Source organism: Ancylobacter dichloromethanicus, assembly GCF_018390645.1.
Classification (GTDB): Bacteria; Pseudomonadota; Alphaproteobacteria; order Rhizobiales; family Xanthobacteraceae; genus Ancylobacter; species Ancylobacter dichloromethanicus.
In genome coordinates this window covers 38,006-63,452 of record NZ_JAHBGC010000016.1, presented here as the reverse complement: position 1 = coordinate 63,452, position 25,447 = coordinate 38,006, and the positions used below count along the sequence as shown (strand labels likewise).

24 protein-coding genes are annotated in these 25,447 nt (G+C 70.4%); 7 read left to right on the top strand and 17 right to left on the bottom strand.

All coding sequences use genetic code 11. The features are described 5' to 3' along the window. Positions 1-37: 37 nt before the first annotated feature. Positions 38-1,108 (bottom strand): FUSC family protein, encoded by a 1,071-nt coding sequence (locus KHC23_RS07185; protein WP_246544382.1) that lies wholly within the window; start codon positions 1,106-1,108, stop codon positions 38-40. An 85-nt stretch (positions 1,109-1,193) separates the two neighbouring features. Between KHC23_RS07185 and KHC23_RS07180 the strand changes: the two genes are divergently transcribed. After that, complete coding sequence (locus tag KHC23_RS07180; protein WP_246544380.1) at positions 1,194-2,369, top strand: site-specific DNA-methyltransferase; 1,176 nt, start codon at positions 1,194-1,196, stop codon at positions 2,367-2,369. A 155-nt stretch (positions 2,370-2,524) separates the two neighbouring features. Here KHC23_RS07180 and KHC23_RS07175 read toward each other — a convergent pair whose 3' ends face one another. Both KHC23_RS07175 and mutY read right to left on the bottom strand, forming a co-directional pair. Then, positions 2,525-2,713 carry a CsbD family protein gene (locus KHC23_RS07175; protein ID WP_213370937.1) on the bottom strand — a complete coding sequence of 63 codons (189 nt, stop codon included), beginning with the start codon at positions 2,711-2,713 and terminating at the stop codon, positions 2,525-2,527. A 99-nt stretch (positions 2,714-2,812) separates the two neighbouring features. Beyond that, positions 2,813-3,889, bottom strand: a complete 1,077-nt coding sequence (mutY, locus tag KHC23_RS07170; RefSeq protein WP_213370935.1) for an A/G-specific adenine glycosylase — start codon at positions 3,887-3,889, stop codon at positions 2,813-2,815. Between the two features lie 65 nt (positions 3,890-3,954). On the opposite strand from mutY, the gene KHC23_RS07165 reads away from it, so the two are divergent. Beyond that, on the top strand, positions 3,955-4,467 hold the full coding sequence (locus KHC23_RS07165) for a DUF721 domain-containing protein (RefSeq protein WP_213370933.1): 513 nt from the start codon (positions 3,955-3,957) through the stop codon (positions 4,465-4,467). A 148-nt stretch (positions 4,468-4,615) separates the two neighbouring features. Continuing rightward, entirely contained in the window at positions 4,616-5,275 is a 660-nt protein-coding gene (locus KHC23_RS07160) for a DsbA family protein (protein WP_213370931.1), read from the top strand. A gap of 94 nt (positions 5,276-5,369) precedes the next feature. On the opposite strand, the gene KHC23_RS07155 is transcribed toward KHC23_RS07160, so the two are convergent. Beyond that, the gene (locus KHC23_RS07155) at positions 5,370-5,948 is read right to left on the bottom strand and encodes a VOC family protein (protein WP_309299203.1); all 579 of its coding nucleotides are present in this window, start codon (positions 5,946-5,948) and stop codon (positions 5,370-5,372) included. After that, complete coding sequence (locus KHC23_RS07150; protein WP_246544395.1) at positions 5,945-7,036, bottom strand: PA0069 family radical SAM protein; 1,092 nt, start codon at positions 7,034-7,036, stop codon at positions 5,945-5,947. The genes KHC23_RS07155 and KHC23_RS07150 overlap by 4 nt, the downstream gene beginning before the upstream one ends. Positions 7,037-7,379: 343 nt before the next feature. Here KHC23_RS07150 and KHC23_RS07145 point away from each other — a divergent pair, with 343 nt between their 5' ends. After that, positions 7,380-7,964, top strand: coding sequence for a glycosyltransferase family protein (locus tag KHC23_RS07145; RefSeq protein WP_213370929.1), 585 nt, complete (start codon positions 7,380-7,382; stop codon positions 7,962-7,964). 32 nt (positions 7,965-7,996) lie between these two features. Here KHC23_RS07145 and moaB read toward each other — a convergent pair whose 3' ends face one another. From moaB to KHC23_RS07125, 4 genes are all read right to left on the bottom strand, one after another. Then, positions 7,997-8,563: a molybdenum cofactor biosynthesis protein B gene (gene moaB / locus KHC23_RS07140; RefSeq protein ID WP_213370927.1), complete on the bottom strand. Its 567-nt coding sequence runs from the start codon at positions 8,561-8,563 to the stop codon at positions 7,997-7,999. Positions 8,564-8,618: 55 nt separating this feature from the next. Continuing rightward, positions 8,619-9,545, bottom strand: coding sequence for a KPN_02809 family neutral zinc metallopeptidase (gene ypfJ / locus KHC23_RS07135; protein WP_213370925.1), 927 nt, complete (start codon positions 9,543-9,545; stop codon positions 8,619-8,621). Between the two features lie 107 nt (positions 9,546-9,652). Next, complete coding sequence (locus KHC23_RS07130; protein ID WP_213370923.1) at positions 9,653-10,285, bottom strand: alpha/beta hydrolase; 633 nt, start codon at positions 10,283-10,285, stop codon at positions 9,653-9,655. A gap of 82 nt (positions 10,286-10,367) precedes the next feature. Continuing rightward, the gene (locus tag KHC23_RS07125) at positions 10,368-11,300 is read right to left on the bottom strand and encodes a ring-cleaving dioxygenase (protein WP_213370921.1); all 933 of its coding nucleotides are present in this window, start codon (positions 11,298-11,300) and stop codon (positions 10,368-10,370) included. A gap of 191 nt (positions 11,301-11,491) precedes the next feature. On the opposite strand from KHC23_RS07125, the gene KHC23_RS07120 reads away from it, so the two are divergent. Beyond that, positions 11,492-12,457, top strand: coding sequence for a LysR family transcriptional regulator (locus KHC23_RS07120; protein ID WP_213370919.1), 966 nt, complete (start codon positions 11,492-11,494; stop codon positions 12,455-12,457). Here KHC23_RS07120 and KHC23_RS07115 read toward each other — a convergent pair. Next, complete coding sequence (locus tag KHC23_RS07115; RefSeq protein WP_213370917.1) at positions 12,447-12,896, bottom strand: MarR family winged helix-turn-helix transcriptional regulator; 450 nt, start codon at positions 12,894-12,896, stop codon at positions 12,447-12,449. The genes KHC23_RS07120 and KHC23_RS07115 overlap by 11 nt on opposite strands. A 202-nt stretch (positions 12,897-13,098) precedes the next feature. Here KHC23_RS07115 and KHC23_RS07110 point away from each other — a divergent pair, with 202 nt between their 5' ends. Beyond that, positions 13,099-14,121: a sugar-binding transcriptional regulator gene (locus tag KHC23_RS07110; protein WP_213370915.1), complete on the top strand. Its 1,023-nt coding sequence runs from the start codon at positions 13,099-13,101 to the stop codon at positions 14,119-14,121. A gap of 134 nt (positions 14,122-14,255) precedes the next feature. Then, the gene (locus KHC23_RS07105) at positions 14,256-15,590 is read left to right on the top strand and encodes an NAD(P)H-dependent oxidoreductase (protein ID WP_213371057.1); all 1,335 of its coding nucleotides are present in this window, start codon (positions 14,256-14,258) and stop codon (positions 15,588-15,590) included. A 266-nt stretch (positions 15,591-15,856) separates the two neighbouring features. Here KHC23_RS07105 and KHC23_RS07100 read toward each other — a convergent pair whose 3' ends face one another. From KHC23_RS07100 to KHC23_RS07070, 7 genes are all read right to left on the bottom strand, one after another. Continuing rightward, positions 15,857-16,132 carry a hypothetical protein gene (locus KHC23_RS07100; protein ID WP_213370913.1) on the bottom strand — a complete coding sequence of 92 codons (276 nt, stop codon included), beginning with the start codon at positions 16,130-16,132 and terminating at the stop codon, positions 15,857-15,859. Positions 16,133-16,307: 175 nt separating this feature from the next. After that, the gene (locus KHC23_RS07095) at positions 16,308-19,688 is read right to left on the bottom strand and encodes an error-prone DNA polymerase (protein ID WP_213370911.1); all 3,381 of its coding nucleotides are present in this window, start codon (positions 19,686-19,688) and stop codon (positions 16,308-16,310) included. 7 nt (positions 19,689-19,695) lie between these two features. Further along, the gene (locus KHC23_RS07090; RefSeq protein WP_213371055.1) at positions 19,696-21,129 is read right to left on the bottom strand and encodes a Y-family DNA polymerase; all 1,434 of its coding nucleotides are present in this window, start codon (positions 21,127-21,129) and stop codon (positions 19,696-19,698) included. Between the two features lie 82 nt (positions 21,130-21,211). Next, the gene (locus tag KHC23_RS07085) at positions 21,212-22,057 is read right to left on the bottom strand and encodes an ImuA family protein (protein ID WP_213370909.1); all 846 of its coding nucleotides are present in this window, start codon (positions 22,055-22,057) and stop codon (positions 21,212-21,214) included. An 80-nt stretch (positions 22,058-22,137) separates the two neighbouring features. Beyond that, a complete protein-coding gene (locus KHC23_RS07080; protein WP_213370907.1) occupies positions 22,138-22,590 on the bottom strand; it encodes a GtrA family protein in 453 nt (150 codons plus the stop codon). Positions 22,591-22,601: 11 nt separating this feature from the next. Further along, on the bottom strand, positions 22,602-24,371 hold the full coding sequence (locus KHC23_RS07075) for a glycosyltransferase family 39 protein (protein WP_213370905.1): 1,770 nt from the start codon (positions 24,369-24,371) through the stop codon (positions 22,602-22,604). After that, on the bottom strand, positions 24,368-25,408 hold the full coding sequence (locus KHC23_RS07070; protein WP_213370903.1) for a glycosyltransferase family 2 protein: 1,041 nt from the start codon (positions 25,406-25,408) through the stop codon (positions 24,368-24,370). Before KHC23_RS07070 ends, KHC23_RS07075 begins: the two co-directional genes overlap by 4 nt. Positions 25,409-25,447 lie beyond the last annotated feature (39 nt).

Below are 25,447 nucleotides of genomic sequence, written 5' to 3'. Positions count from 1 at the left end.
CCGCAGCCGCCCCATCCGCCGGCCGCGCCGGTGCGGCTCACGCGGTCTCCCAACCCAATCCCTTGCGCAGGCGGGCATTGGCGACCAGCGCCGCCAGCGAGAAGGCGCAGCCCAACGCCACATCGACCACCCGGTCGGCGGCCGCGTGCATCGGCACCGCGATCAGCGTGCCGACCAGCTGGAGCAGCAGGATGACGAAGGCCGCCATCGCCGCCATGCCCAGCGCGCCGTGCAGTTGCTGGCCCGGCCAGCGCACCAGCGCGGCAAGGGTGATGCCGGCCATCAGCCCGGCCGGCGAGGTAACGGCTGCCCCATAGAGGAAGGCGGCGCCGGCGCCGAGCACCGTGCCCAGCACCAGGTCGACGATCATGCGGCGGCTGAACTGGGTGTCGTCGCGCAGCACGATCACCACCGCGAACACCGCCCAGTGCGGGTGCGGCAGGCCGAGCAGCCGGCCGACCAGAAACGACGCCGCCACCGCGACCGCCACGATGCCGGCGAAGAGCAGCCGCTCGCGCTGGGTCGCCCGCAGATGCGCGACGATGGCGGCGAGCGTCGGCCCGTTGGGCGGGCGCCACAGGCCGCTCGCCATGTCCCACCCGACCGAGATCAGCCAGGCATAGGCGGCGAACGCCGCCACCACGAGTATATCGGCCGGCTGGAAGGGTACGTCGAGCGCGGCGATGGCGGTGGCGAGGCAGAAGAAGCGCGCGGCGAAGGCGGCGCTGGGATGCACCGCCTCGACCAGCGCATAGAGGGCGGCGGTGCCCACCAGCGCCCAACCGGTGAGCCAGACATGGCCCGCCACGCCGGCGCCGAGCATGGCCCCGGCCACCACCACCAGGCCGGCCATGGCGAATAGCGCGGCGCGGGGAAGCGCCCGGCCGCCGGTGTCCAGCATGAAGCCGAGAATGCAGGTGAGAAGCGCGTAGCCGACCCAGTAGTTCTGGTGCAGCAGCAGGCCGGCGATCATCGGCGCCATCACCGTCGCGGTAAAGCGCAGCGAGCGCGCCAGCAGGCCGTCGCCATGCCAGCGCGGAAGGCCTGCCGGGTCCGTCCGCGCGGCGGGCGCCAGGGTTGGTGTTGTCGAATGTGGTTTTGGCGGCATCGCTTTACCCGGTCTTTACCCTGTCCGGCGGAGATTGTGGATACACGAGTTCCGTTGCGTCCTGTACGAGTAGGGTAGAGCGTTCATGAAGGTCGTTCGCAACGGGGAGGCCCAAAGGGCTCCCCGATCCGGCATTGCCCGTTCCGCTGGCCCTGCTGCCGATTTGCCCCTCGACACCATCCTGCGCGGCGATTGCGTCGCCGCCCTGTCGCGGCTTCCCGCCGCGTCGGTGGATCTCGTCTTCGCCGATCCGCCCTATAATCTTCAGCTCCAGGGCGAACTGAAGCGCCCCGACGACAGCCGGGTCGACGCGGTGGACGACGCCTGGGACAAGTTCGACAGCTTCCAATCCTACGACGCCTTCACCCGCGCCTGGCTGCTGGCGGTGCGGCGGGTGCTGAAGCCCACCGGCACGCTGTGGGTGATCGGCTCCTATCACAACATCTTCCGCGTCGGCGCCCTGCTGCAGGACCTCGATTTCTGGATTCTCAACGACATCGTCTGGCGCAAGACCAACCCGATGCCGAATTTCCGCGGCCGGCGCTTCACCAATGCGCATGAGACGCTGATCTGGGCGGCGCGCCAGCCCGAGGCCAAGGGATACACCTTCAATTACGAGGCGATGAAGGCGGCCAACGAGGATGTGCAGATGCGCTCCGACTGGCTGTTCCCGATCTGCTCGGGCCAGGAGCGGCTCAAGGACGAAGCCGGCCACAAGGTGCACCCGACGCAGAAGCCGGAGGCGCTGCTGGCGCGGGTCATCCTCTCGGCCTCCAAGCCCGGCGACGTGGTGCTCGACCCCTTCCTCGGCTCCGGCACCACGGCGGCGGTGGCCAAGCGGCTGGGCCGGCACTTCATCGGCGTCGAGCGCGACGCCGCCTATGCCGACGCCGCACAGGCGCGAATCGACGCGGTCGAACCGCTGCCCGACCTCGCCCTCGCCACCGCGCCGACAGCACGCGAGGCGCCGCGCATCGCCTTCAATTCGCTGGTGGAGCGTGGCCTCGTCACGCCCGGCACAATGCTTACCGATGCCAAGGCGAAGATGCGCGCCATGGTGCGGGCCGACGGCACGCTCTCGCTGGAGACCGCGCCGGGCCTCGGCCAGATCGGCTCGATCCACCGCGCTGGCGCCCTCGCCCAGGGCATCGAGGCGTGCAATGGCTGGACCTACTGGCACATTGCCACCGGCGAGGGCTTGCGCCCCATCGACTCGCTGCGGGCCGTGGTGCGCACGGAAATGGCGATGGCGGCGGAGTGAGCGCGCAATCGCCTCCGTTCGCCTGAGCCATCGCGGAATTGCGCTTCGTGGAAGCCGCCCCGTGAATGAGGCGGCCGGGAAAAGGCTGCACGAAAAAGGCCGCCCGGATGGGGCGGCCTTGATTATGTTGGCGCAAACGGCGCAGAGCGGCTGGCTCAGAGATTGCCGGCCTTCTTCACCGCGTCCTTGATCTCGCCCTTGGCCTGCTGGCCCTCGCCCTTGAGTTCCTGGGCCTTGCCTTCGGCCTTGAGACGCTCGGAATCGGTCATCTTGCCGACGCCCTGCTTCACATTGCCCATGGCCTCGTTGCCCATGCCCTTGGCCTTGTCCATCGTGCTGCCCATGATCGTCTTCTCCTGTTGATCCGCACACTCGCGGCTTGCAGGAACAACGATCCGAGAGCTGGAAGGTTCATTCGCGCCAGGCGGAGTCCATCCGGCAGCCTATCCGGCATGGGCCAGCACCTTGCGCATGACGCTGGGAAACGCCTCGGCGTCGAACTCTCCTGGAAGCACCCAGCGATGCCCGGCCGGGGCGACGGCGCTGGCCGGCAGTTCCGCCCGCCAGAGCTGAAGTTCCAGCGCGAAATGGCTGAACACATGCGTCACCGGCGCGTTGAGCGCCGTCCATGAGGCGGCGAGCGGAGCATGCGCGGCCGGGTTGGCGATACCGCCCGGCTGCCATGGCGTCGAGGGCACCTCGCTCATGCCCCCGAGCAACCCTCTGGCGGCGCGCGTGCGCACCAGCACCGCGCCATCCGCCCGTATGACGAGGAAGGCCACGCCCTGGCGGGTCGGCCGCGCCGCCTTCGCCGCCTTGAGCGGGTAGCGCTCCGGGTTGTCCTCGGCGCGGGCGGCGCAGGCACGCTCCCAGGGGCAGAGCGCGCAGGCGGGCTTGCGCGGTGTGCAGAGCGTGGCGCCGAGGTCCATCAACGCCTGGGCGAAATCGCCATACCGCGCCGGTGGCAGCAGGGTAAGCGCCAGCCCCCGGAACTGCGCGCGCGCCTTGGGCAGCGCTTCCTCCACGGCGAAAAGCCGCGCCAGCACCCGCTCCCAATTGCCGTCGACCGGCGCGGCGCGGCGCTCGAAGGCGATGGCGGCGATCGCCGCCGCCGTGTAGGGGCCGATGCCGGGCAGGGCCAGAAGCTCCGCCTCGCCCTCGGGGAAGTGCCCGCCATGGCGCTCCGTGACCGCCCTGGCGCAGGCGTGCAGGTTGCGCGCGCGGGCATAATAGCCGAGCCCGGCCCAGGCCGAGAGCACCTCCTCCAGCGGCGCGCGCGCGAGCGCCGTTACATCCGGCCAGCGCCGCAGGAACGCCTCGTAATACGGCCGGACCGTCACCACCGTGGTCTGCTGCAGCATGATCTCGGACAGGAACACCCGGTACGGGTCCTGCCGCGTGCCGGGCGCCGCGCGCCAGGGCAGGTGGCGACGATGACGGTCATACCAGGCGAGCAGCGCCGTCGGATCGGGCGGCGAAGGCGCGGCAGGGGCAGTGGCTGGATTGGTGGCGGCGGGCATGCGATCCTCTGACACGACGCCCGCACCGTGGCCGCTTCGGCCCTGCCGGGCAAGACGAGATGAAGATGGCTCTCCGTTCCCGACCCCGCCCGCTCGCCGACCTGATCGACGGCACCATCGCCGAGAGCTGCCGCCGGCGCGGCCTCGCCTCGGTGGAGATTGTCACCCGCTGGGCCGACATCGTCGGTGAGACGCTGGCGGCGCGGGCGGTGCCGACCCGGCTCGCCTGGCCCTCGCGACCGGACAGTGGGGAGCCCGGCGTGCTGCACGTCCGGGTCGAAGGCGGGTTTGCCATCGAATTGCAGCACGACGCGCCGATCGTGATCGAGCGGGTGAACCGGTATTTCGGCTGGCGCTGCATCGGCCGGCTGGCGCTGCGCCAGGGACCGGTGCCGCGCCCGCGCCCGCGCTTCCGCTTCGTCGAGCCCGACGCGGCGGAACGCGGCGCGGCCGAGAAGCGGCTGGCGGCCAGCGCCGGCGTGTTCGACGACGATGCCCTTGCCGCCTCCCTCGCCCGGCTCGGGGCGCTGGTGGCGCGTGAAAGGCGCGGCAAAGGTCCCGGCTTCACGCAGCGGTGAGGCAGGGCCATCGGGCGTACCGTTGCCATGTTGGCGCGGGGGCTGTAGGCGCTAGGTTGTCCCGCGACCGAAAGGACGGGGATCACCGATAAGCTGACATGGCATTCGAAGCCGGCGGGAACGTCCGGCCTTCTTCTGGAGACCGACAATGATCGACCGCCGTCGCTTCCTCGAAGGTATCGGCACTCTTGCCCTCGCCGTCGCCGCCTTCTCCACCTTCGGCACCGCGCTGACGGGCCCGGCCGAGGCGCAGACGGTCGACACCGCCAAGCTGATGGAACCGGGCGCCCTGCCGGACCAGGTGCTCGGCAAGGCGGACGCGCCGGTGACCATCGTCGAATACGCCTCGATGACTTGCGGCCACTGCGCGCATTTCCACGAGACCACCTTTCCGGTGCTCAAGGAGAAGTACATCGACACCGGCAAGGTGCGCTTCATCCTGCGCGAATTTCCGCTCGATATCGTCGCCAAGGCGGCGTTCATGCTGGCGCGCTGCGCCGGCGAGGGAAAGTACTACCCGATGACCGGCACGCTGTTCGAAACCCAGAAGAACTGGGCCTTCAGCAATAATCCCGCGCAGGCGCTGCTGGCCATCGCCAAGCAGAGCGGCATGACCGAGGAACAGTTCAACGCCTGCCTGAACGACACCAAGCTGGCCGGCGAGATCGACGAGGTCGCCAAGCGTGGCGCCACCGATTTCGGTATCGATTCAACGCCCACCTTCTTCATCAACGGCAAGAAGGTGGCCGGCGCGCTGAGTCCGGAGCAGCTCGACAAGGAACTGGCGCCGCTGCTTGGCGGCAACTGACGCCCACAAACGGCGGGCGCCTCAAGGGTGCCTGCCGGTGTTCCCATGTCCACGCCTGCGACGGCATGTCGCTGCCGGCCGGCCCCGGCGCCGCTCACTCCGGCAGGACGATGCGGCCCGCCGCATCGAACGGAAAGCCGGGATTGTGCGCGATCTCCCAGGGGTGGCCGTCGGGGTCGGCGACATAGCCGGAATAGCCACCCCAGAAGGTCGGCTGCGCCGGGCGCAGCGCCCGCCCGCCTGCCGCCACGGCGCGGATCAGCGTGGTGTCGACCTCCGCCCGGCTCGCCCTGTTGCAGGCGAGGGCAATGCCGCCGAATGCCCCGGCGCGGCCCGGCAGCACCCCGGCATCCGCGGCAAGCTCGTGGCGCGGATAGAGCGAGAGCACCGCGCCGCCGGCATCGAAGAAAGCGGCGCCGGCCGCCTCCTTGACCCGCCGTTTCAGCCCGAGCGCCTCATAGAAGGTCACCGCCCGCTGCAGATCCGCCACACCCAGCGTGACCAGCGACAGGCGCAGCGGCGGCATGGCACGTCCGGTGGAAGCGGGCTCGCGCGGCCCGGCCTCCCCCCGCTCCCGCCCGATGGCGGCGCCGGCACCGCCCTGCATCCCGCCCGCCGGCTTTTCGTCCGCATCCATCCTGCCCTCCCCAGCCTCCATGATCGACCCGTTCATCTGTCTTCTCCGAACAGCGACAATTGCTCGCCCTTCTGTGGCGGGCGGGTGAAATGGCGGGTGGTGAGGCGCGTGTGGCGGCGGTTGAGCCCGAGCCGCTCGCTGGCGATCTCGAAGCGCCGCGCCAGCGTCCAGGCATAGGGGCCGGTGCCGGTCATGCGCTGGCCGAAAGTGGAATCATATTCGCGCCCGCCGTGCAGCTCCTTGAGCAGCGAGAGCACATGACGGTAGCGGTCGGGAAAATGCGCCAGCAGCCACTCACGGAACAGGTCGCGGATTTCCAGTGGCACGCGCAGCATGACATAGCCGGCTTCGGAAGCGCCGGCCGCGACGGCGGCGTCGAGGATGCGCTCCATCTCCGCATCGGTGACGGCGGGAATGACCGGGGCCACCAGCACCGCGGTCGGCACCCCGGCCTCGGAGAGGGCGCGCAGCGCGTCCAGCCGCCGCTGCGGCGTCGCCGCGCGTGGCTCCATGATGCGTGCCAGCTTGTGGTCCAGCGTGGTGATGGAGAGCGCCACCTTCACCAGCCCCTTTTCCGCCATGGGGCCGAGAATATCGAGGTCGCGCACCACCAGCGCCGATTTGGTGACGATGCCGACCGGATGGGCGAAATCGCGCAGCACCTCCAGAATGCGCCGGGTCAGCCGCCATTCCCGCTCGATCGGCTGATAGCCGTCCGTATTGATGCCGAGTGCGATGGTGCGCGGCTCATAACCGGGTTTCGACAATTCCCTGGCCAGGAGTTCAGGCGCGTCCGGCTTGGCGAACAGCTTGGTCTCGAAATCGAGCCCGGCGGAAAGCCCCTGATAGGCGTGGGTCGGCCGCGCGAAGCAGTAGACGCAGCCATGCTCGCAGCCGCGATAGGGGTTGATCGAGCGGTCGAAGCCGACATCGGGCGATTCGTTGCGGTTGATGATGGTGCGCGGCTTCTCCACCGTCACGCTGGTGCGGAAGGGCGGCAAATCGTCCAACTCCAGCCAGCCATCGTCGAAGCGCTCGCGACTGTGCGGCTCGAAGCGCCCGGCCGCGTTGGACAGTGCCCCGCGCCCGCGCCGACGCTCGGCCTCCACCATCCAGTCCGGCATGGGAGCGGGCGGAACGGCGTCGAGGTCCGACAGGCCGGTGAGGTCGCGCGCGGCGGCACTGCGCTCCTCGGCGCGCGCGTCGCGGCGCTGCTGCGCCAGCCGGCCCAGATGCCGGGGAGCGGCGGGGGGCGCGGACGGCCCGGGAGGGGAATCGGTGGCGCGATGTTGCATGACGGATTCTCTAACCCATCAATAAGAACATATCAAGAACATGGACCGAATTAAGACAGCCGGGCTATACGCGTCGAAATCGGTGAGATAGGCAGGAAATGCTTTATCCGACAGGCGCGGGATGCGGGTCCGGCCTTTCTCCGAGCCAAGATCATCGAGGGTGGCTTTACGCGTGATCTCGGTCGTTATTCCCACAGGAGAGACAGCCCGGCGGCTGATTCCGACGCTCGCCTCGCTCGTGCCGGGCGCCGCCGCCGGTGTTGTGCGTGAGGTGCTGCTTGTGGATTCGGCCGGTTCGGCCGATGTGGCCGAGATCGCCGATGCGGCGGGGTGCGAATATGTGGCCGGCGCCGCCGATCACGGCGCGAGGCTGCGCCAGGGCGCAGCGGCGGCGCGCGCCTCCTGGCTGCTGTTCCTGGAGCCGACCGGCCTGCTGCAGGAAGGCTGGGCGCGGGAGGTGCGCAGCTTTACCGATCAGGTCGAACGGACCGGCGAGACCGATCGGCGCGCGGCGACCTTCCGGCTGGCGCTCGACGGATTCGGCGTCTCGCCCCGCATCCGGGAGAGCGTCGGCATGCTGCGCCACGCCATCACCGGCCGGCCGCGCCCCGACCAGGGGCTGCTGCTGCACCGACGGCTCTACGAGGCGCTGGGCGGCCACACGCCGGGAGCCCATGCCACAAGCCGACTGATGGCCCGGATCGGGCGCCGGCGGCTGGTGCTGCTGCGCTCGCAGATCCTGCTGCCGGAAGACTGAGCGTCAGGCCGGCGCAGCCGGAAGACCGGGCCTCAGCCCGTCGCGCCCCCCGCCGGCGCGCGCAGCTTGCCGCGCTTGAGATGCTCGTCGAGCCGGGGAAGGATCTCGACGAAATTGCAGGGCTTGTGGCGGATGTCGAGCTGGTGGACCAGGATCTCGTCCCAGCCGTCTCGGCAGGCGCCGGGCGAGCCCGGCAGGCAGAACACATAGGTGGAATTGGCCACCCCGGCGGTGGCGCGGCTCTGCAGCGTCGAGGTGCCGATCTTGCCGAAGGACACCATGTGGAACACGGTCGAGAAGCCTTCCATGCGCTTTTCGAACAGCGGCTCCACCGCTTCCGGGGTCACGTCGCGGCCGGTGAAGCCGGTGCCGCCGGTGGTGATGACGACGTCGACCCGCGGGTCGGCGATCCAGCCCGACACCCGCGCGCGGATCGCCTCCACATCGTCCGGCACGATGGCGCGGTCGGCGAGGCGGTGACCGGCCGCCTCGATACGCTCGGCCAGCGTGTTGCCGGAGCGGTCATCCGCCAATGTGCGGCTGTCGGAGATGGTCAGCACCGCGATGGAAAGCGGCACGAAGGCGGTTTCGGAACTCATGTCGGCCTCCCGGCGGGCTGCACCGGATGCGGCCCCTGCGGATGTCGCCCTTGCATCAGATATTGCCCTTGAAGGTGTTGCACTGGGCCAGCGACCCGCCGTCGAGCCCCTGCCTGAACCATTTCACCCGCTGGGCGGACGTGCCATGGGTAAAGCTGTCGGGCACCACATAGCCCTGCGCCTGCTTCTGCAGCCGGTCGTCGCCGATGGCGGCGGCGGCGTTCATCGCCTCCTCGATATCGCCATCCTCGAGGATGCGCCACTGCGCATCGGCATGGTGCGCCCACACGCCGGCGAGACAGTCGGCCATCAGTTCGACGCGCACGGAGAGGGCGTTGGCATCGGCGCGCGAGGCCTGGCGCTGGCGCGCCTGCACCTGCTCCAGCAGGCCGATCTGGTTCTCGACATGGTGCCCGACCTCATGGGCGATGACATAGGCGGCGGCGAAGTCGCCCGGCGCGCGGAATTTCTGCTTCAGCTCCTGAAAGAACGAGGTGTCGAGATAGACCTTCTGGTCGCGCGGGCAATAGAACGGGCCGGTGGCCGAATCCGCCGCGCCGCAGGCCGAGCGGGTGGCGCCGGAAAACAGCACCAGGCCCGGCTCGCGATAGGTCTCGCCCTGTCCCTTGAAGATGGGCGTCCACACATCCTCGGTCTGGGCCAGCACCACGGCGGCGAAATCGCCAAGCTTCCGGTCCTCGGCGCTGAGCGTGCGCTGCGCCGGCGGCCTCTGGCCCGGCTGTTGCTGCTGGCTGTAACCGCTGTCGCCGTCGCCGAGCAGGATTTCGGCGCCGCCGATCAACACCGCCGGGTTGATGCCGGTGGCCCAGGCGATCAGCCCGATGACGATCAGCCCGCCAATGCCGAGGCCGCCGCGCCCGCCGATGCGCGGCCCCCGGCCGCCAAAGCCGCCGCTGAACCCGCCGCCCTGGCCGCGCCGGTCCTCGACATTCCGGCTACGCCGGAAATCCTCCCAACGCATCTTCACCTCCGCCGACCGGCACCCGGCCACGGCGCGAGTGTGGATCACCCGCGCCGTGGCGGCAATGCGCCCGGCGGCATCCGGTTCCACCGATACCGGTCCGAAGGTCAGGCGGCCGTTCGGGCGGGCGCGCGCAGCCAGTCGCGGGCGAGCGTCAGGTCGGCCTGCGAGAGGCCATGCCCGGCCGGCAGGGTGCGATGGTCGAGTTCCGCCCCGGCGGCGCGAAGCTGGACGGCGAGGCGGGCGGCGTTCTCTTCCGGCACGATCGGGTCCATCGCGCCGGAGAGCAGCAATACCCGCCTTCCCGCGAGATCCGCCGGCGGCGGCACGGCCAGCGGCACCATGGCGCGGATCAGCACCGCGCCGGCAAGAACGTCCGGCTGGGTCAGCAGCAGGGCGGCGGCGATGTTGGCGCCGTTGGAGAAGCCGACCGCGACGGGCGCGGCGAGGCCATGGGCGGCGCGCGCCTCGGCGATGAAGCCGGCGAGTTCGGCGGCACGGGCGCGCACGTCGTCCTCATCGAACACGCCTTCGCGCAGCCGGCGGAAGAACCGCGGCATTCCCCCTTCGAGGACCTTGCCGCGTGGGGACAGCAGCGCCGAACCCGGCGCAATCATGCCCCCCAGCGGGATCAGGTCGTTCTCGTCGCCGCCGGTGCCGTGCAGCAGCAGCAGCGGGGGCGCCTCTGCCCTTGTGGCAGGCTCATAGCGATGCACGAAGGAAAGCGCGGCGTCGGTCATGACAGCCTCCTCGCGAGAAAGGAGCGGCGCCGTCCGCGAGGGACGGCGCCATGGTATGTGGACAGGCTCAGGCGGTGCCGGTTCAGGCGATTTCCGGCAGCACGGCCTCGATCTGGCTGCGCCGGGCCTCCAGGAAGTCCGGCAGCTTCAGCGCCTCGCCCAGGGTCGCCGCCGGCTCATCGGCGGCGAAGCCGGGAATGTCGGTGGCGATCTCGAACAGCACGTGGCCGGGCTCGCGGAAGTAGATGGACCGGAAATAATTGCGGTCCTTCTGCTCGGTGGTGGCGATGCCGTGGTTCTCCCCCAGCTTCTTGACCATGGCGAACTCGGCCGCATCGTCCGCCGCGCGGAAGGCGATATGATGCACCGAGCCGCCGCCCATGCGGGCGGGCAGGAAGCCGCCGGCCTCGTGGATGTCGACGATGCCGCCGATTTCCGTGCCCTCGGCCTTGAAGCGCACCAGCGAACCCTCGCGGCCGATCTCCTTGAAGCCGAACACGTCGGTGAGGATGGCGCCGGTGGGCGCCGCCTCGGCCAGCAGCAGGTTCACGCTGTGAAAGCCGCGAATGGCATTTTCAGCGGGGACGTCGGTACCGAGCCAGGCCGGCTCGTTCTCGGCGCCGGGGACGCCGACCAGCGCAAGCCGGGTGCCGTGCGGGTCCTTGAAGGTGAGCACACTCTCGCCGAAGCGCTTGACCGGCGCGCTGTGCGACACGCCGTTCTCGACAAAGCGCTGCGTCCAGTAGCCGATGGAGGCGGCAGGCACGCGGAACGCGGTCTCCTGCGTCTCGCCGACGCCGAGCCGGCCGGGGGCGACGTGATCCCACGGAAAGAAGGTGAGAATGGTGCCCGGCGCGCCGGTCTCGTCGCCGTAATAGAAGTGATAGGTGCCGGGGTCGTCGAAATTCACGGTCTTCTTGACCAGCCGCAGGCCAAGCGTGCGGGTGTAGAATTCGACATTGCGGCGCGCATTGCCGGCGATCGCCGTCACATGATGGATGCCATTGCGGTTCATGATCCTGCCCTCCTTCGAGCGCGACCTGCGCCCCTGTTGCCACAGAAGATAAGCCGGCAACGACGCAATGCCATGACTAATCAATTGCGTTGACGCAATCTCATCTGTGCTGCTATCGTCGGCCTCGCTGGCATGGAACGAATCTTCTTTCACCGCAGCGATTTAAGCTGTCGCCACCGTCGGGGAGCAGCATGGCCGAGCCGTTCAAGAACCTCGGATGGGACGACTTCCGGCTCATCAAGGCGGTCGCCGATGCCAAGGGCCTGCCGGCGGCGGCGATGACCATGGGCGTCAACCATTCCACGGTGTTCCGCCGGCTCAAGCAGATCGAGGAGCATCTCGGCACGCTTCTGTTCGAGCGCCACCGCACCGGCTACGCGCTCACCCCCGCCGGCGAGGAGATGGTGGCGCTGGCCAACCGGCTGGACGAGGAGATCACCGCGGTCGGCCGCAAGCTCGCCGGCCGCGAGCCCGCGCCCTCGGGCGAGCTGCGGGTGACGACGCCGGATTCGCTGCTCATCCACCTGCTGATGCCGATGCTCGCCACCTTCCGCGAGCGCTACCCGGAGGTGCGGCTCGACATCGTGCTGAGCAACCAGCCGCTCAACCTGTCCAAGCGCGACGCCGACGTCGCCATCCGCGCCACCGACAACCCGCCGGAGAACCTGGTCGGCCGGCGGGTCGCCCGCATCGCCTGGGCGCTGTACGGGCGCGCGGTCGACTTTCCCGAGCCGCGCGCGGTCACCCAGGAGCAACTCGACGCCTGCAACTGGGTGTCGCTCGGCGACAGCCTCGGCGCGCTGAAGACGGTGAAGTTCGTGCAGGAAAACGTGCCGCCGGACCGTGTCGCCTACAAGATCAATAGCGTGCTGGGCATCGCCGAGGCGGTGGAGGCCGGCATCGGCATCGGCCATATTCCCTGCCTGATCGGCGATGCCCGCCCCTCGCTGGTGCGGCTCGGACCGACCGACAACGAGTACGCCGCCGATCTGTGGCTGCTGACCCACCCGGACCTGCGCCATTCGCCGCGCGTGCGCGCCTTCCTCGACTTCCTCGCCGGCGAGATCGCCCGCCACCGCCGCTTCATCGAGGGGCAGATCGAGCTTCCCGAAAGGGCGGCGCCGGAAAAGGCGGCGCCCGACCCGGCTACGGCTTGAGGCGCGACAGCAGCCGGTCGCGCAGCCGGGTCAGGTCGCCGGTCAGCGCGCGCAGTTCCTGCGAATCGTGATCGAGGCACACGCCCATCTCGGCCGGCACGCGCTCGGCCTCGTGGCGCAGGGCGCGGCCCTTCTCGGTGAGATAGACCCGCACCTGGCGCTCATCCGCCACGTCGCGCACCCGGCGCACCAGCCCGGCGCCCTCCAGGCGCTTGAGCAGCGGCGTCAGCGTGTTGGTCTCCAGCAGCACCCGCTCGCCGATCTGGCCGACGGTCAGCCCTTCCTCGGACCACAGCGTGACCATGGCGACATATTGCGGATAGGTCAGGCCCAGCCGGTCCAGCATCGGCTTGTAGACGCGGTTGAAGGCATGGTTCGCCGAATAGACCGCGAAGCAGAGAAAATCCTTGAGCCTGAGCGTGTCGTCTGTGCTGGACATACCGGAACCATGCGTGCCTGGGCGGGGGCACTGTAGCGGGCACCGTGCCCTGCGGGCACAGCGGCGACAAGCGGGTTTTTGCGTAACCGCGGCGGGCGGGCAGCGTGCCGGGCGCGGCCATCCGCCGGGCGCGCATTGTTTGAAGATAGCGCCGTCGTCATCTATAGCAACGCGGAGAGGTCATTCGGGGGGATAGCTGCTTATGTCGGGTGGAGCCGCCACGACCAGGCCGGGCGGTCTGAGCGAGAATTCGTCGCTCGCCGATCTGAGCCCCACCGGCCGCCGCTCGGCGCGGCTGCGGCTGCGCGCGGCCTGGATGTACTATGTCGAGGGCATGACGCAGAGCGCCATCGCCGAGGCGCTGGACATCGGCCGCGTCACCGTGGTGCGCCTGCTCGCCGACGCCCGCCAGCTCAACGAGGTGAAGATCTCGCTCAGCCGCGAGATCGCCGAGCTGCCGCGGCTGGAAATGGGGCTGCAGAAGGCGTTCGGGCTGCGCGAGGCGGTGGTGGCCCCGGTCTCCGGCCCGTTCGCGGACGCCACCAGCGCCATCGGCGCGGCCACCGGGCTGTTCATCTCCGACCTCATCCGCTCCGACATGAAGATCGGCTTCGGCTGGGGCCGCACGCTGATGCGCGCGCTCGGCTTCATCGACGAGAAGACGGTCTCGAACCTCCAGGTCATCTCGCTGCTGGGCGGCATCACCAAGGCCAAGCAGTACAACCCCTCCGAATTCGCCTGGCAGCTCTCGCGGCTGTTCCAGGCCGACTGCCACCTGATCGCGGCGCCGGCCATCGTCGACAGCGTGGAGACCAAGCAGGCGCTGATCGAGCGCTGCGGCCTCGGCACCGTCTACAACCTCGCCCGCGAGATGGACGCGGTGGTGCTCAGCGTCGGCGAGATGGATTCGGAGAGCACCTCGCTGCGCTTCGGCTTCTTCTCCGATGCCGACTGGGCCTCGCTGATCGCCGCCGGCGCGGTGGGCGACGTGATCTACAATTTCATCGACATTGAGGGCCGGCCGGTCGACCACCCGATCAATTCCCGCGTCATGTCGATCCCGATCGAGACGCTGCAGGCGACCCCCGAGCGCATCCTCACCTCCGGCGGGCCGGGCAAGGCCAAGGCAGTGATCGCCGCGCTGCGCATGCTGCGCCCCACCGTCTTCATCACCGACGAGATCACCGCCGCCGCGGTACTTGAAGAGGCCGGCGCAGATTACTGAAGGCGGAATGCCGGGATGCGGGCGTCAGCGCCCTTTGCCTTGGAACAAATGTCGAGTACCGAAGAGCGATGACGCATTCGCCGAAAGGCGGAGGCGCGCTTCAAGGAAGGGTTGAGCGTATGCTCGGTGCAACTATGCTCGGTGCAGGCGGGATCGTGCGAACGGGCCTCGCCGCCGAACTGGAACAGTGGACCGCCAAGCACGGGCCGGTGACGATCGGCCTCGCCGGCGCCGGCCAGATGGGCACCGACCTCATCGTGCAGGCGGCGCTGATGCCGGGGGTGCGCATCGGCGCGGTGACGGAACTCAACGCGCAGGTCGCCATTGACGCCGCCCTGATGGCCGGCCACCGCCGCGAGGACATCGTCAGCGCCTCGACCCGCTCGGGCATCGACCGCGCCATCGAGGCCGGCCATTTCGTCATCACCGACGACTACACCGCCATGTGCGCCTCCGGCCATATCGACGTCGTGATCGACGCCACCGGCAGCCCCAACATCGGCACGCTGGTGTCGCTGGAGGCGATCCGCAACGGCAAGCATGTGGTGCTGCTGAGCGTCGAGGCCGACATCACCATCGGCCGCTACCTCAAGCAGGAGGCCAGGGCGGCGGGCGTCGTGCTCACCGGGGCGGCGGGCGACGAGCCGGCCGCCACCATCGAGCTGATCGGCTTCGCCCAGGCGCTGGGCTTCGAGATCGTCTGCGCCGGCAAGGCCAAGAACAACGCCTTCAAGCCCGACGCCGTCCCCGACGAGTTCGAGGAGGAGGCGCGGGCGCGCAACATGAACCCGCGCATGCTGGTCGAGTTCGTCGACGGCTCCAAGACCATGGTCGAGATGACCGCGCTCGCCAATGCCACCGGGCTGGTGCCGGACGTGCCGGGCATGCACGGGCCGGCGGCGGACCGCGACGTGCTGGCGCAGGTGCTGTGCACCCGGGAGGATGGCGGCATCCTCTCGCGCTCCGGCGTGGTGGATTTCACCCTCGGCAAGGGCGTGGCGCCCGGCGTGTTCTGCATCGTCAAGCCGCGCCATCCGCGTGTCAGCGAGCGCATGGCCGACCTCAAGGTCGGCCCCGGCCCCTGCTTCGCGCTGATCCGCCCGTTCCACCTCACCAGCCTCGAAGTGCCGCTCTCGGCGGTGCGCGCGGTGATGCATGGCACGCGCGACATGGAGGTGCTGGACCATCCGGTGGCCGAGTGCACGGCGGTGGCCAAGCGCGACCTCGCGCCCGGCGCGGTGCTCGGCCGGATCGGCGAATATGATTATCGCGGCTACACGATGAGCTGGCGCGACGCCCGCGACAGCTTCGCCCTGCCGCTCGGCCTTGCCGAGCGCGCCCGGGTGCTGAAGCCGGTGAAGGCCGGCGAGCGGCTGACCTATGACAATTGCCTGCCCGACGAGCAGCTCATCGTCACCCAGATCCGCCGCCGGCTCGACCAGGCGGACGCGCAGTTCCTGGCGGCTTAGCGGGACGTTTCGCAGGAACGCCCGTCATCCCCGACGGTTCGCCGGACCGAGCCGGGATCGGCCTCATGAGAGGCCGGAGAAAGGGCGGCCGGGTCGCGACGTGCTTCGAGGCCGGCCTGCGGCCGGCACCTCAGCATGACGGGCTATTGCCTGCGGCCGGCCCCTCGACATGACGGGCTTTTGCGTACGGGCGGCGGTGGGGCAACCCCGAACGGGAAACGCCGTCATCCTGAGATGCGCGCGTAGCGCGCCTCGAAGGATGCCCCTCAGGCGTTGCCGGGACGGCCGAGCGTCGAGAAGCGGGCATCGACCAGGCGCGCCTCGGCCTCCGCCAGCGCTTCGGCGAGCTGGCGCACCTGGGCGGGGTCGAGCACCAGCTGGAGCGCCGGCACCGGCTCGCCCGGCTTTGGCTGCTGGGCGCCGATCTCAAGGCGCAGCCCCACCTTCTCGGTGCCAAACAGGGCGGTGGTGAAGGCGAGCATCGGCCACACCTTCAGATTGCCCTTGTCGTCCTTCTCCCAGTCGTCGAAACGCTGCGCCATGGGGTGCCTCCTCCTCGTTCCTGCATCTCGGGCCGGTCTAGCATCGAACGGGCCGCGGGCGACAGGCCGTCGGCGGCCTGCATCGCCGTCGATCCACCCCTCCCGCCGACGATCCCCTTTATTGCCTTGATGCCGTTCGTCGGCGCACGGCGGACTCCGCCCGCGCGAAAAGGCGCTAATGGAAGTCCCGCGACTTCGGCAATATGCGTACCTGCCGGGGATGGCCATGGCTGGTGCGGCGGCCGGCGAGCGGATGGCCGGCCGACGCAGGCGCCGGTTCCAGCTTCGCCCGCCCCTCTTTCACGCGCCCGCCCCGCACCCGCTCATCCTGCCCCGGATCGAGCTGCGGTGGCGGCATACGGCGCGGGTCTTCGAACAGGCGGGACAGTTCCGCCGTGCGGTCGACCACGCGCTCGCCCATCAGATGGACGACGCCCTCCTTGCTCTTCTGCACCCGCCCCTCGATCACGATGAGCCGGGCCCCCATCACCTGCGCCCGGTAGCGCTCGAACTGGCGGGTCCAGAGCAGCACGTTGACGATGCCGGTCTCGTCCTCCAGCGTCATGAAGACGGCGTTGCCCTTGCCCGGCCGCTGGCGCACCAGCACGATGCCCGCCGCACGGAGGCGAGCGCCATCGCGGGCGCGGGCGACCTCGGCACTGGAGGCCACCCCCTCGGCGGCGAAGAGCGCGCGCAGCATGCCCATCGGGTGGCCCTTCAGCGACAGGCGCGTGGTCTGGTAGTCGACGGCGATCTGCTCCGGCAGCGGCATGAGGGGCAGATGCGCGTCCGCGTCCGCGCCGAGCTCGCGCGCCTGCGCCGCCACGAACAGCGGCAGCGGCGCGTCGTCCGGCAGCCGGCGCACCGCCCAGGCGGCTTCGCGCCGGTCGAGCCCCATGGAGCGGCAGGCATCGGCATCCGCCAGCCTGGCCAGCGCCGCCGCCGGCAGGCGGGAGCGGCGGGCCAGCGTCTCCATGTCATGCAGGAAGCCCCGCTGCCGGGCCTCGACCAGTTGCCGGCTCCACACCTCGCCGAAGCCGTCGAGCTGGCGCAGGCCTAGGCGGAGCGCCAGCGGCACGCCCGGCGCGTCGCGCTCCAGCGTGTTGTCATGGAAGCTGTAATTGACGTCCGGCGGACGGATCTCGACCCCGTGCTCTTGCGCGTCGCGCACGATCTGCGCCGGGGCGTAGAAGCCCATGGGCTGGGCGTTGAGCAGCGCGCACGCGAAGATCGCGGGGTAGCGGCATTTGAGGAAGGCGGAGATGTAGACCAGCTTGGCGAAGGAAGCCGCGTGGCTCTCCGGGAAGCCATATTCGCCAAAGCCCTTGATCTGCTCGAAGCAGCGCGCGGCGAAGGCGGGATCGTAGCCGCGCGCGCTCATCCGCGTGACCAGCAAATTCTGGAAGGTGCCGATGGTGCCGTTATGGCGGAAGGTCGCCATGGCGCGGCGCAGCTGGTTGGCCTCCACATCGGTGAACTCCGCCGCCACCATGGCGAGATGCATCGCCTGCTCCTGGAACAGCGGCACGCCGAGCGTGCGCGACAGCACCTCGCGCAGCTCGTCGGGGTTGTGCGGGGGAGCCGGCGAGGGATAATCCTCCCTCTCCAGCCCGTCCCGCCGGCGCAGATAGGGGTGCACCATGTCGCCCTGGATCGGCCCCGGCCGGACGATGGCGACCTGGATGACGAGGTCGTAGAGCTTGCGCGGCCTGAGGCGCGGCAGCATGTTGATCTGTGCCCGGCTCTCAACCTGGAACACGCCGATGGAATCGCCCTTGCACAGCATGTCGTAGACATCGCCCTGCTCGCGCGGCACCTCGGCGAGGCACCAGTCGATCTCCTCATGCGCGCGCAGCAGGTCCAGCGACTTCCTGATGCACGTGAGCATGCCGAGCGCCAGCACGTCGACCTTCAGCAGGCCGAGCGTGTCGATGTCGTCCTTGTCCCATTCGATGAAGGTGCGGTCCTTCATCGCCGCGAGACCGATCGGCACCGTCTCGTCGAGCCGGTGCTGGGTCAGCACGAAGCCGCCGACATGCTGGGACAGGTGGCGCGGAAAACCGATGAGCCGGATGGCGAGGCCCACCGCCCGCGCCACCATGGGGTTGCCGGGATCGAGCCCGGCCTCGCGCGCCTGGCTGCCCTTGATGTCGTCGCCCCAGCTGCCCCACACCGTGCCGGCCAGCCGGGCGGTGACGTCCTCGGTGAGGCCGAGCGCCTTGCCGACATCGCGGATGGCGCTCTTCGGGCGATAGGAGATCACCGTGGCGACGATGCCGGCCCGCTCGCGGCCATAGCGCTCATAAATGTACTGGATCACCTCCTCGCGCCGCTCATGCTCGAAATCGACGTCGATATCCGGCGGCTCGTTGCGCTCGCGGGCGATGAAGCGGGAGAACAGCAAATTGCTGGTGGCGGGATCGACGGCGGTGATGCCGAGCACGTAGCACACCGCCGAATTGGCCGCCGAGCCGCGCCCCTGGCACAATATGCCCCGCTTCTCGGCGAAGTCGACGATATCGCGAATGGTGAGGAAATAGGGCGCGTAGCCCAGTTCGCCGATCAGCGCCAGCTCGACCCTGAGCTGGCGTTCCACCCTGTCGGGCACGCCCTCGGGGTAGCGGAGGGCGGCGCGCTGGAAGGTCAGCTCCTCCAGCCGGCCCTGCGGGGTGTAGCCGGGCGGGACCGGCTCCTGCGGATATTCATAGGTCAGTTCCGCCAGCGAGAAGTCGATGCGGGCGAGGAAGTGGCGCGTCTCCTCCACCGCTTCGGGCGCGTCGCGGAACAGGCGGGCGATCTCCGCCGGAGGCTTGAGATGCCGCTCGGCATTGGCCTCCAGAAAGCGCCCGGCGGCGTCGATGACGACGCCCTCGCGGATGCAGGTGAGCACGTCCTGCAGGTCGCGTTCGTCCGGGTGGTGAAAGAGCACGTCATTGGTCGCGAGAAGGGGCACGCCGGCTTGCGCGGCCACCGCCTTCAGCGCCGCGAGGCGGCGACGGTCGTCGCCGCGCCGGTGCATCGCGGCGCCGAGCCAAAGCGCGCCGGGCGCCGCCTCAAGAAGCCGGGCCAGGGTGGGGACAAGCCCGGGCAGTTCCTTAACCGGCATACCATCCGGCGGCATCAGGATAAGCGACAGCCCGCCGGCATCGGCCAGCAGGTCGTCGAGCCGGAGGATGCACGACCCCTTGGCGGCCTTGAGGTTGCCTGCCGTGAGCAGCCGGCACAACCTTCCCCAGCCGGCGCGCGTCTGCGCATGGGCGACGATGTCGGGCGTGCCGTCGGCAAAGACCAGCCGCGCCCCGACGGCGAGGGTGAAGGGGAACCGCGCCCTTGAGTCGTGAGCCTGCCGGTCCTGCGCCGCCCGCCAGGCTTCCTCGGCCTCCTTCACCGCCGCATGGGCGCGCACCACGCCGGCCACCGTGTTGCGGTCGGCGATGCCGAGCCCGGCATGGCCGAGCGCGATCGCCCGCGCCACCAGATCCACCGCGGAGGAGGCGCCGCGCAGGAAGGAGAAGTTCGAGGCGGCGACGAGTTCGGCATAGAGCGGCGCGTCCATCATCGCCTCACGGAAACAGGCCGTGCAGGAACCAGCGCGGCGCACCGGGCTCGCGCTCATAAAGACCGGCGCGGAACAGCCAGAAGCGCCGGCCCTCGCGATTCTCCACCCGGTAATAGTCGCGCGTCGGCGTTTCCTCCGGCCGGCGCCACCATTCCGGGGCGAGGCGCTCGGGGCCCTCGGCGCGGGCGACCTCGTGCACCACGCGCCGCCAGCGGAAGCGCAGCGGCGGGCCGTCCGGCACCTCGGCCAGCGCCTCCACCGGCTGGGGCGGATCGAACAGGGTGAGCGGGCGCGCCAGCGCCTCGGCCGCCGAGCCGGCCGGCGCGGCCGAAGGGACTGCGGCGCCCGCCGGCACCAGCGCGCTGGCGCGGTCGGGATCGTGGGTGTCGCGCTGGAGGAAACGCAGCACCCGCTCGCGCCCCAGCCGCACGGCGAGCCGGTCGACCAGCGCCGCGACTTCCTCCTCCTCCACCGCGCGGCCGTCGAGGCTCACCTGCGCCGGGGTGAGCGGCTCGGACCGCAATACGCCGAGCCGTACCAGGTCGAAGCCGAAGCCGGGGTCGAGCGGGTCGGCAAGCGTCTCGATCCGCTCGCGCCAGAGCCGGGCCAGTGCCACGCCGTCGCGCAGCGGCCGCGCGGTCTCTACCCTCAGCCGCCGCACCGCGCCATCGGTGCGGAAGAAGCAGGCCTCGAAGGCCCGCCCGCCCTCGCCGCGCGCCTCCAGCATCAAAGCGAGATCGTCGACCAGCAAAGCGAGCGTCGCCTCGATGTCGGCGGTGCGGGCGATCGGCTCGGCGAAGCGCCGCTCGGCGATGCAGGCCGGCAGCGGGCGGCGCGGCACGAGGCGCACATCCTCGCGCCCCAGCGTGCGGTCGAGCCGCACCAGCAACTCCACGCCGAAACGGGCGGCGAGCGGCGTGGCGGGGCGGGCGGCGAGATCGCCTATGGTCTTGAGCCCGGCGCGCGAAAGCCCGGTCACCGTCTCCGCGCTCACCCCGAGCCGGGCGACCGGCAGGCCGGCGACGGCAGCCGCCTCCCCGCCCGGCGGCACCACCCCGCCCCGCCCCGAGCGGGCCAGCGCCCGCGCCGCGTCCGGCGTGCCGGCGATGACCGCGAGCGCGCCGAGGCCGTGGCGTTCGAGATGGGCGAGAAGCCGCGCGCGCAGCGCCGCCTCGCCGCCGAACAGATGCGCGCAGCCGGTGATGTCGAGGATCAGCCCGTCCGGCGCCCCCTCCGGCGCGTCCAGCGCCACCAGCGGCGTCCAGCGGTCGCAATCATCCGCCACCTCCCCCAGAAAGGCGGCGTCGGCGGCGGGGTCGTGGTCGAGCACGGCGAGGCCGGGCAGGCGGGCGCGCGCATCCGCCAGCGTCAGGCCGGGGGCGAGCCCTGCGCGATGCGCGGCGCGGTCGAGCGCGGCGAGGCGCAGGGCGCCCCGCACCTTCTCGACGAAGACCAGCGGCGCGGGGGCAAAGGGGTCGCCGATCTGCCGATCGCCCTCGCCCCGCCTCCCCGGCCCACCGTCAGCCGGCACGGCGCAGCGCGACGACCTCGCCCCGCCGCGCCTCCTGCGCACCCGCTCCATCCGGTCGGCCGGCAGGAACGGGAACCACAGCGCGAGGTAGCGGGTCGAGGTCGCGGAAGGTACAGGCCTCATGGTCCCACTCCAGTTTCCAGTCGCCGCCCTCCACCGGCCGCACACCGCCCGCGCCGCCGCGATGGCGCAGCAGGGTGGCGTGGAAGGAAGGCGCGCCCGGCGCGTCGCCTTCCAGCGGGGCCGAGGCAGCGGGTGCCACCCGCCAGCGCGTCGCCACCGCTGTTGGGGCGGCCTGCGCGGCCATGTGCAGCAGGAAGCTCGTCACCCCGGAGGACGCCGCCCGCAGGGCGAGGCGCCGCGTGGCGGTGAGGTCGAGCGCCTTCGGCGTGCCCCAGGTCTCGATGAGCAGGGCGCCGAGCCCGGCGCAGCGCACCGCGTCACCCGCCGCGCGCAGCACCTCCGCCCCGTCGCGCGCCCGCACCACCAGGAGGCGCGCGGGATCAAGCCCGAGCGCGGCGATGCCGGGCGCGTCGAGCCGCCCGAACTCGGCCTCGGCAAGGTCCTGGCGCACCCACAGCAGCGGCCGCCTCTCCCCCGCGTCGGCGGTTTGCAGCGCGCGCAGCGCCAGCGCCAGCGCGAAGCCGGCGGCCGCCGGCAGGTCGGCGCTACAGGCTGCCTGCACCTCGTGCAGGGCGCCGCGGGCAAGGCACACCCCGCCCGCCGCCGGCCCGGCGGCACCAAGGGAGAAGGACGGCTCGACGCCGGGCAGACGTGCCGCCTCCAGCCCGGCGAGCATCTGCCTCAGCGCCGCCACATCGCGGATCGGGTCCATCGCAGCGCTCGATATTGTTCATGCTTTGTTCCCCCTAAAACGACTCCATCCGCGCCGAGAGTCAAGTCGTCTCTGTGGGATCAGCCCTCCACCGGGGCGCCGGCCTGCCGCGCCGCGCGAAACGTCCACAGCGCGTTGCCGGCGTAATGCCAGAGCACCAGCAGGCCGGTGACGAGGACCTGCGCCGGCAGATAGGGCGCGGCAAGAGGACCGGTGAGCAGCGCCATCAAGAGCGCGTTCAATCCCAGCCCGATGCCGGCGACGGTGAAGAATTTCGCCAGCGCCGCGCGGTGCGGCTTCGAGGAGCGGAAGACCAGGCGCCGGCCGAGCTGGTAATTGACCATCCCGCCGACCAGGAAGCCGGCGCTCGACCCCGCCACCGGCCCGGCGAGGCCGCCCTGCACCAGCCCGACCAGCACGGCATAATGCGCCAGCGTGCCGACGGCGCCGAGGGCGGCGAAGAGCAGGATGTGGCGCGCCCGCGCCAGCAGCGCCGCCGCTTTTTCTCCCCGCCTCGACGACGCAGCATTCATGCGCGGGCCCCTCACGGCCGGGCCTTGGCGACCTGCGGCCCGGTTTCCTGCGGCCCGGCCTCCTTCAGCGAAACCGCCGGGGCGTCGGGATCCATCCCCTTGTCCATGCCCCGGTCCTTGTCCGGCAGCGGCACCTCCACCGGCGGGTGGCGCAGGCGCTGGTCCATCACCGAGGCGAAGGCGAGGCCCATCCGGCTCACCGTCGCATAGGGCAGGCCCGGTATCCCGTCGCAGCCGACATTGCTGGCGGACAGCACGAAATCGGCACCGTCCCAGTCCTCGACCGCCTGGAAGTTCGGGCCGAGATAGGTCAGCGCCTGCACGTCCTCGGCGCAGACCGAGACCTTGTAGGGGTGCTCCGGCGCCCTCTCCCGCGCCACCCCGTGGCGCAGCGCCAGCGATGCCTCGCGCAGGCTCGACGACCAGTAATCGCCCTCGAAGCGCCCCCACGCCCCGGCGGTGCCGCCGACCAGCTGGTTATAGGCGACATATTCGTAAGGGTGCAGGCGCCACAGCACCGAGGCGTTGAACAGGAACAGCTCGAGCGCGGCCAGCGCGAAGACCGCCCCGGCGACGCGCGAGTGCCGCCACAGCCCGCGCCACCCGCCGACGAGCCCGAGCGCCGCCAGCACCGTGACCGGCGGCAGGACGAACAGAAAATGCCGGATGCCGTTATAGAGCGGCGGGTCGTCCAGCACGGCGAAGACGACCGGCACCAGGATCGCCAGCGCCAGCGGCAGAAAGGCCAGCATCCGTCGCGGATGGGCGAGGACCGCCATCGCCAACCGTCGTCCGCGCACGAGCCGCGCCGCCGCCAGAACCGTCATCGCCAGCGCGGCGAGAAGGCCGAGCAGCGTCACTTCCGGCAGCTTGATGAGCAGATATTCCGGCATGTAGCCGGGCGGCACCTGGTCGATCGGCAGCAAGCGACCGTTGAACAGGGTCTTGAGGTCGAAGCTGAAATTGCTGAAGGCGCCCATCGCCTTGAACAGATTGGTCGGCGGCAGCACCGACCATGGCCAGGTCGCCGCCATCAGCGCGAGCGCCACCAGGCCGGAGACGACGAGCCGCGGCAGAACCCGCAGCGGCAGGCGCAGGTCGCGGAACACCAGCGTCCCCGCCGCAAGGATGAGCGCGAGATAGAACACCGCGAACACCCCGCCGACCCGCAGCCCGAGCGCGCAGCCGACCGAAAGACCGAGCCCGAGCACGGTGCGCCAGCGCGGCAGCGCTGGCAGTTCCACCGCCAGGGCGGTGATGAAACAGAGGCTCCACACCATGGCGGCGGCAAAGGGCACGTCCTTGGTGTGGGTGAACATCGCCCCGCCATACATACCGGTGAAGGCCAGCAGCAGCACCGCGACGAGGCCCGCCTTCTCACCGCCGAGAAGCCGCGCCAGCCGCCAGGTGCCGACCAGCCCGACCAGGCCGAAGCCGGCGGAGAGGAGGTGGCGCCACTCGTAGAGCGGCAGCGGCACATAGGGCTCGAGGCCGGCCGCGATCAGGTCGAACAGGCCGCCATAGAGATAGAGGTTGATGTAGTGGAAGGCGCGCTCGTCGGTGAATCCGCTCGCATACCAGGCCAGCAGCAGCTGGCCATAGGTGTGCTGCACCGGCTCGTCATTGCTGATGCCATAATCGCGGAAGGTCAGCACGATCCACGCCGCCACCGCCGCGAACACGGCGAGGCTGGCGAGGCGCGTCGGCGAGATCGCCTGCCCGCGCCGCAGCGCGGGGCGACCGGGAGCGGCGGCGGGAACGGCGGAAGTGTCGAGGCTCACGAGGCGAAACCATCCGGCACGAGGGCGGGGGCCTGCCGCATCTCGGCGGGGGCGGACGAGCCGGCCGGCCGCGCGGCCGATACCCCGAAGCCGATCTCGTCGGCGACGAGGTAGAGCGGCCGGCGCTTCACCTCGGTGAAGATGCGCCCGACATATTCGCCGATGACGCCGAGGCTGATGAGCTGCACGCCGGAGACGAACAGCATGCTCACCATGATGGTGGGGAAGCCCGGCGTGCGCACGCCGAACACCAGCGCCTCGCCGAGCAGATAGAGGCCATAGAGGCCCGACAGGCCGGCGAGCGCCACCCCGACCAGCGACCAGACCCGCAGCGGCACCATGGAGAAGGAGGACAGGCCGTCGATGGCGTAGCGCAGCAGGCGCAGCGTGTTGAACGAACTGGTGCCGCCGGCGCGCTCGGCGACCTCGAACTCGATCTCCTCCTGCCGGAAGCCGACCCAGCTGGTGATGCCCTTCATGAAGCGGTTGCGCTCGGGCAGGGCGTTGATGGCGTCGACGACGCGGCGGTCGAACAGGCGGTAGTCGCCCGCTCCCTCCGGGATCTCGACCTCGCACAGCGCGTGGAAGAAATGATAGAAGCCGCGCGAGAGCAGCCGCCGGCCGAGCGGATCGGTACTGCGCGAACGACGCACGGCGGTGACCATCTGGGCGCCGTCGCGCCAGCGCTCGATCATCTCCGGGATGACCTCCGGCGGGTGCTGAAGGTCGGAATCCATCAGCACCACGATGTCGCCCACCGCCGCGCGCAGGCCGGCGGCCATCGCCGATTCCTTGCCGAAATTGCGCGCGAAGCGCAGCGCCTTGATCGCGGGATCGCCGGCACCGAGCGCGGCCAGCAGAGCGAAGCTGTCGTCGCGGCTGCCGTCGTCGACAAAGACGAATTCCCGGCGCAGTTCGGGATAGGCATCGAGCACGGCGCAGAGCCGGGCGTGCAGCGCCGCCAGGCAGCGCGCCTCATTGTATACCGGCACCACGATCGAGATCAGGCCGGGCGACCTTGGGGAAGCTTTGCTCATGTCTTTAATCTAGATTTACTTGCCTCTCGCCTTGGCGAC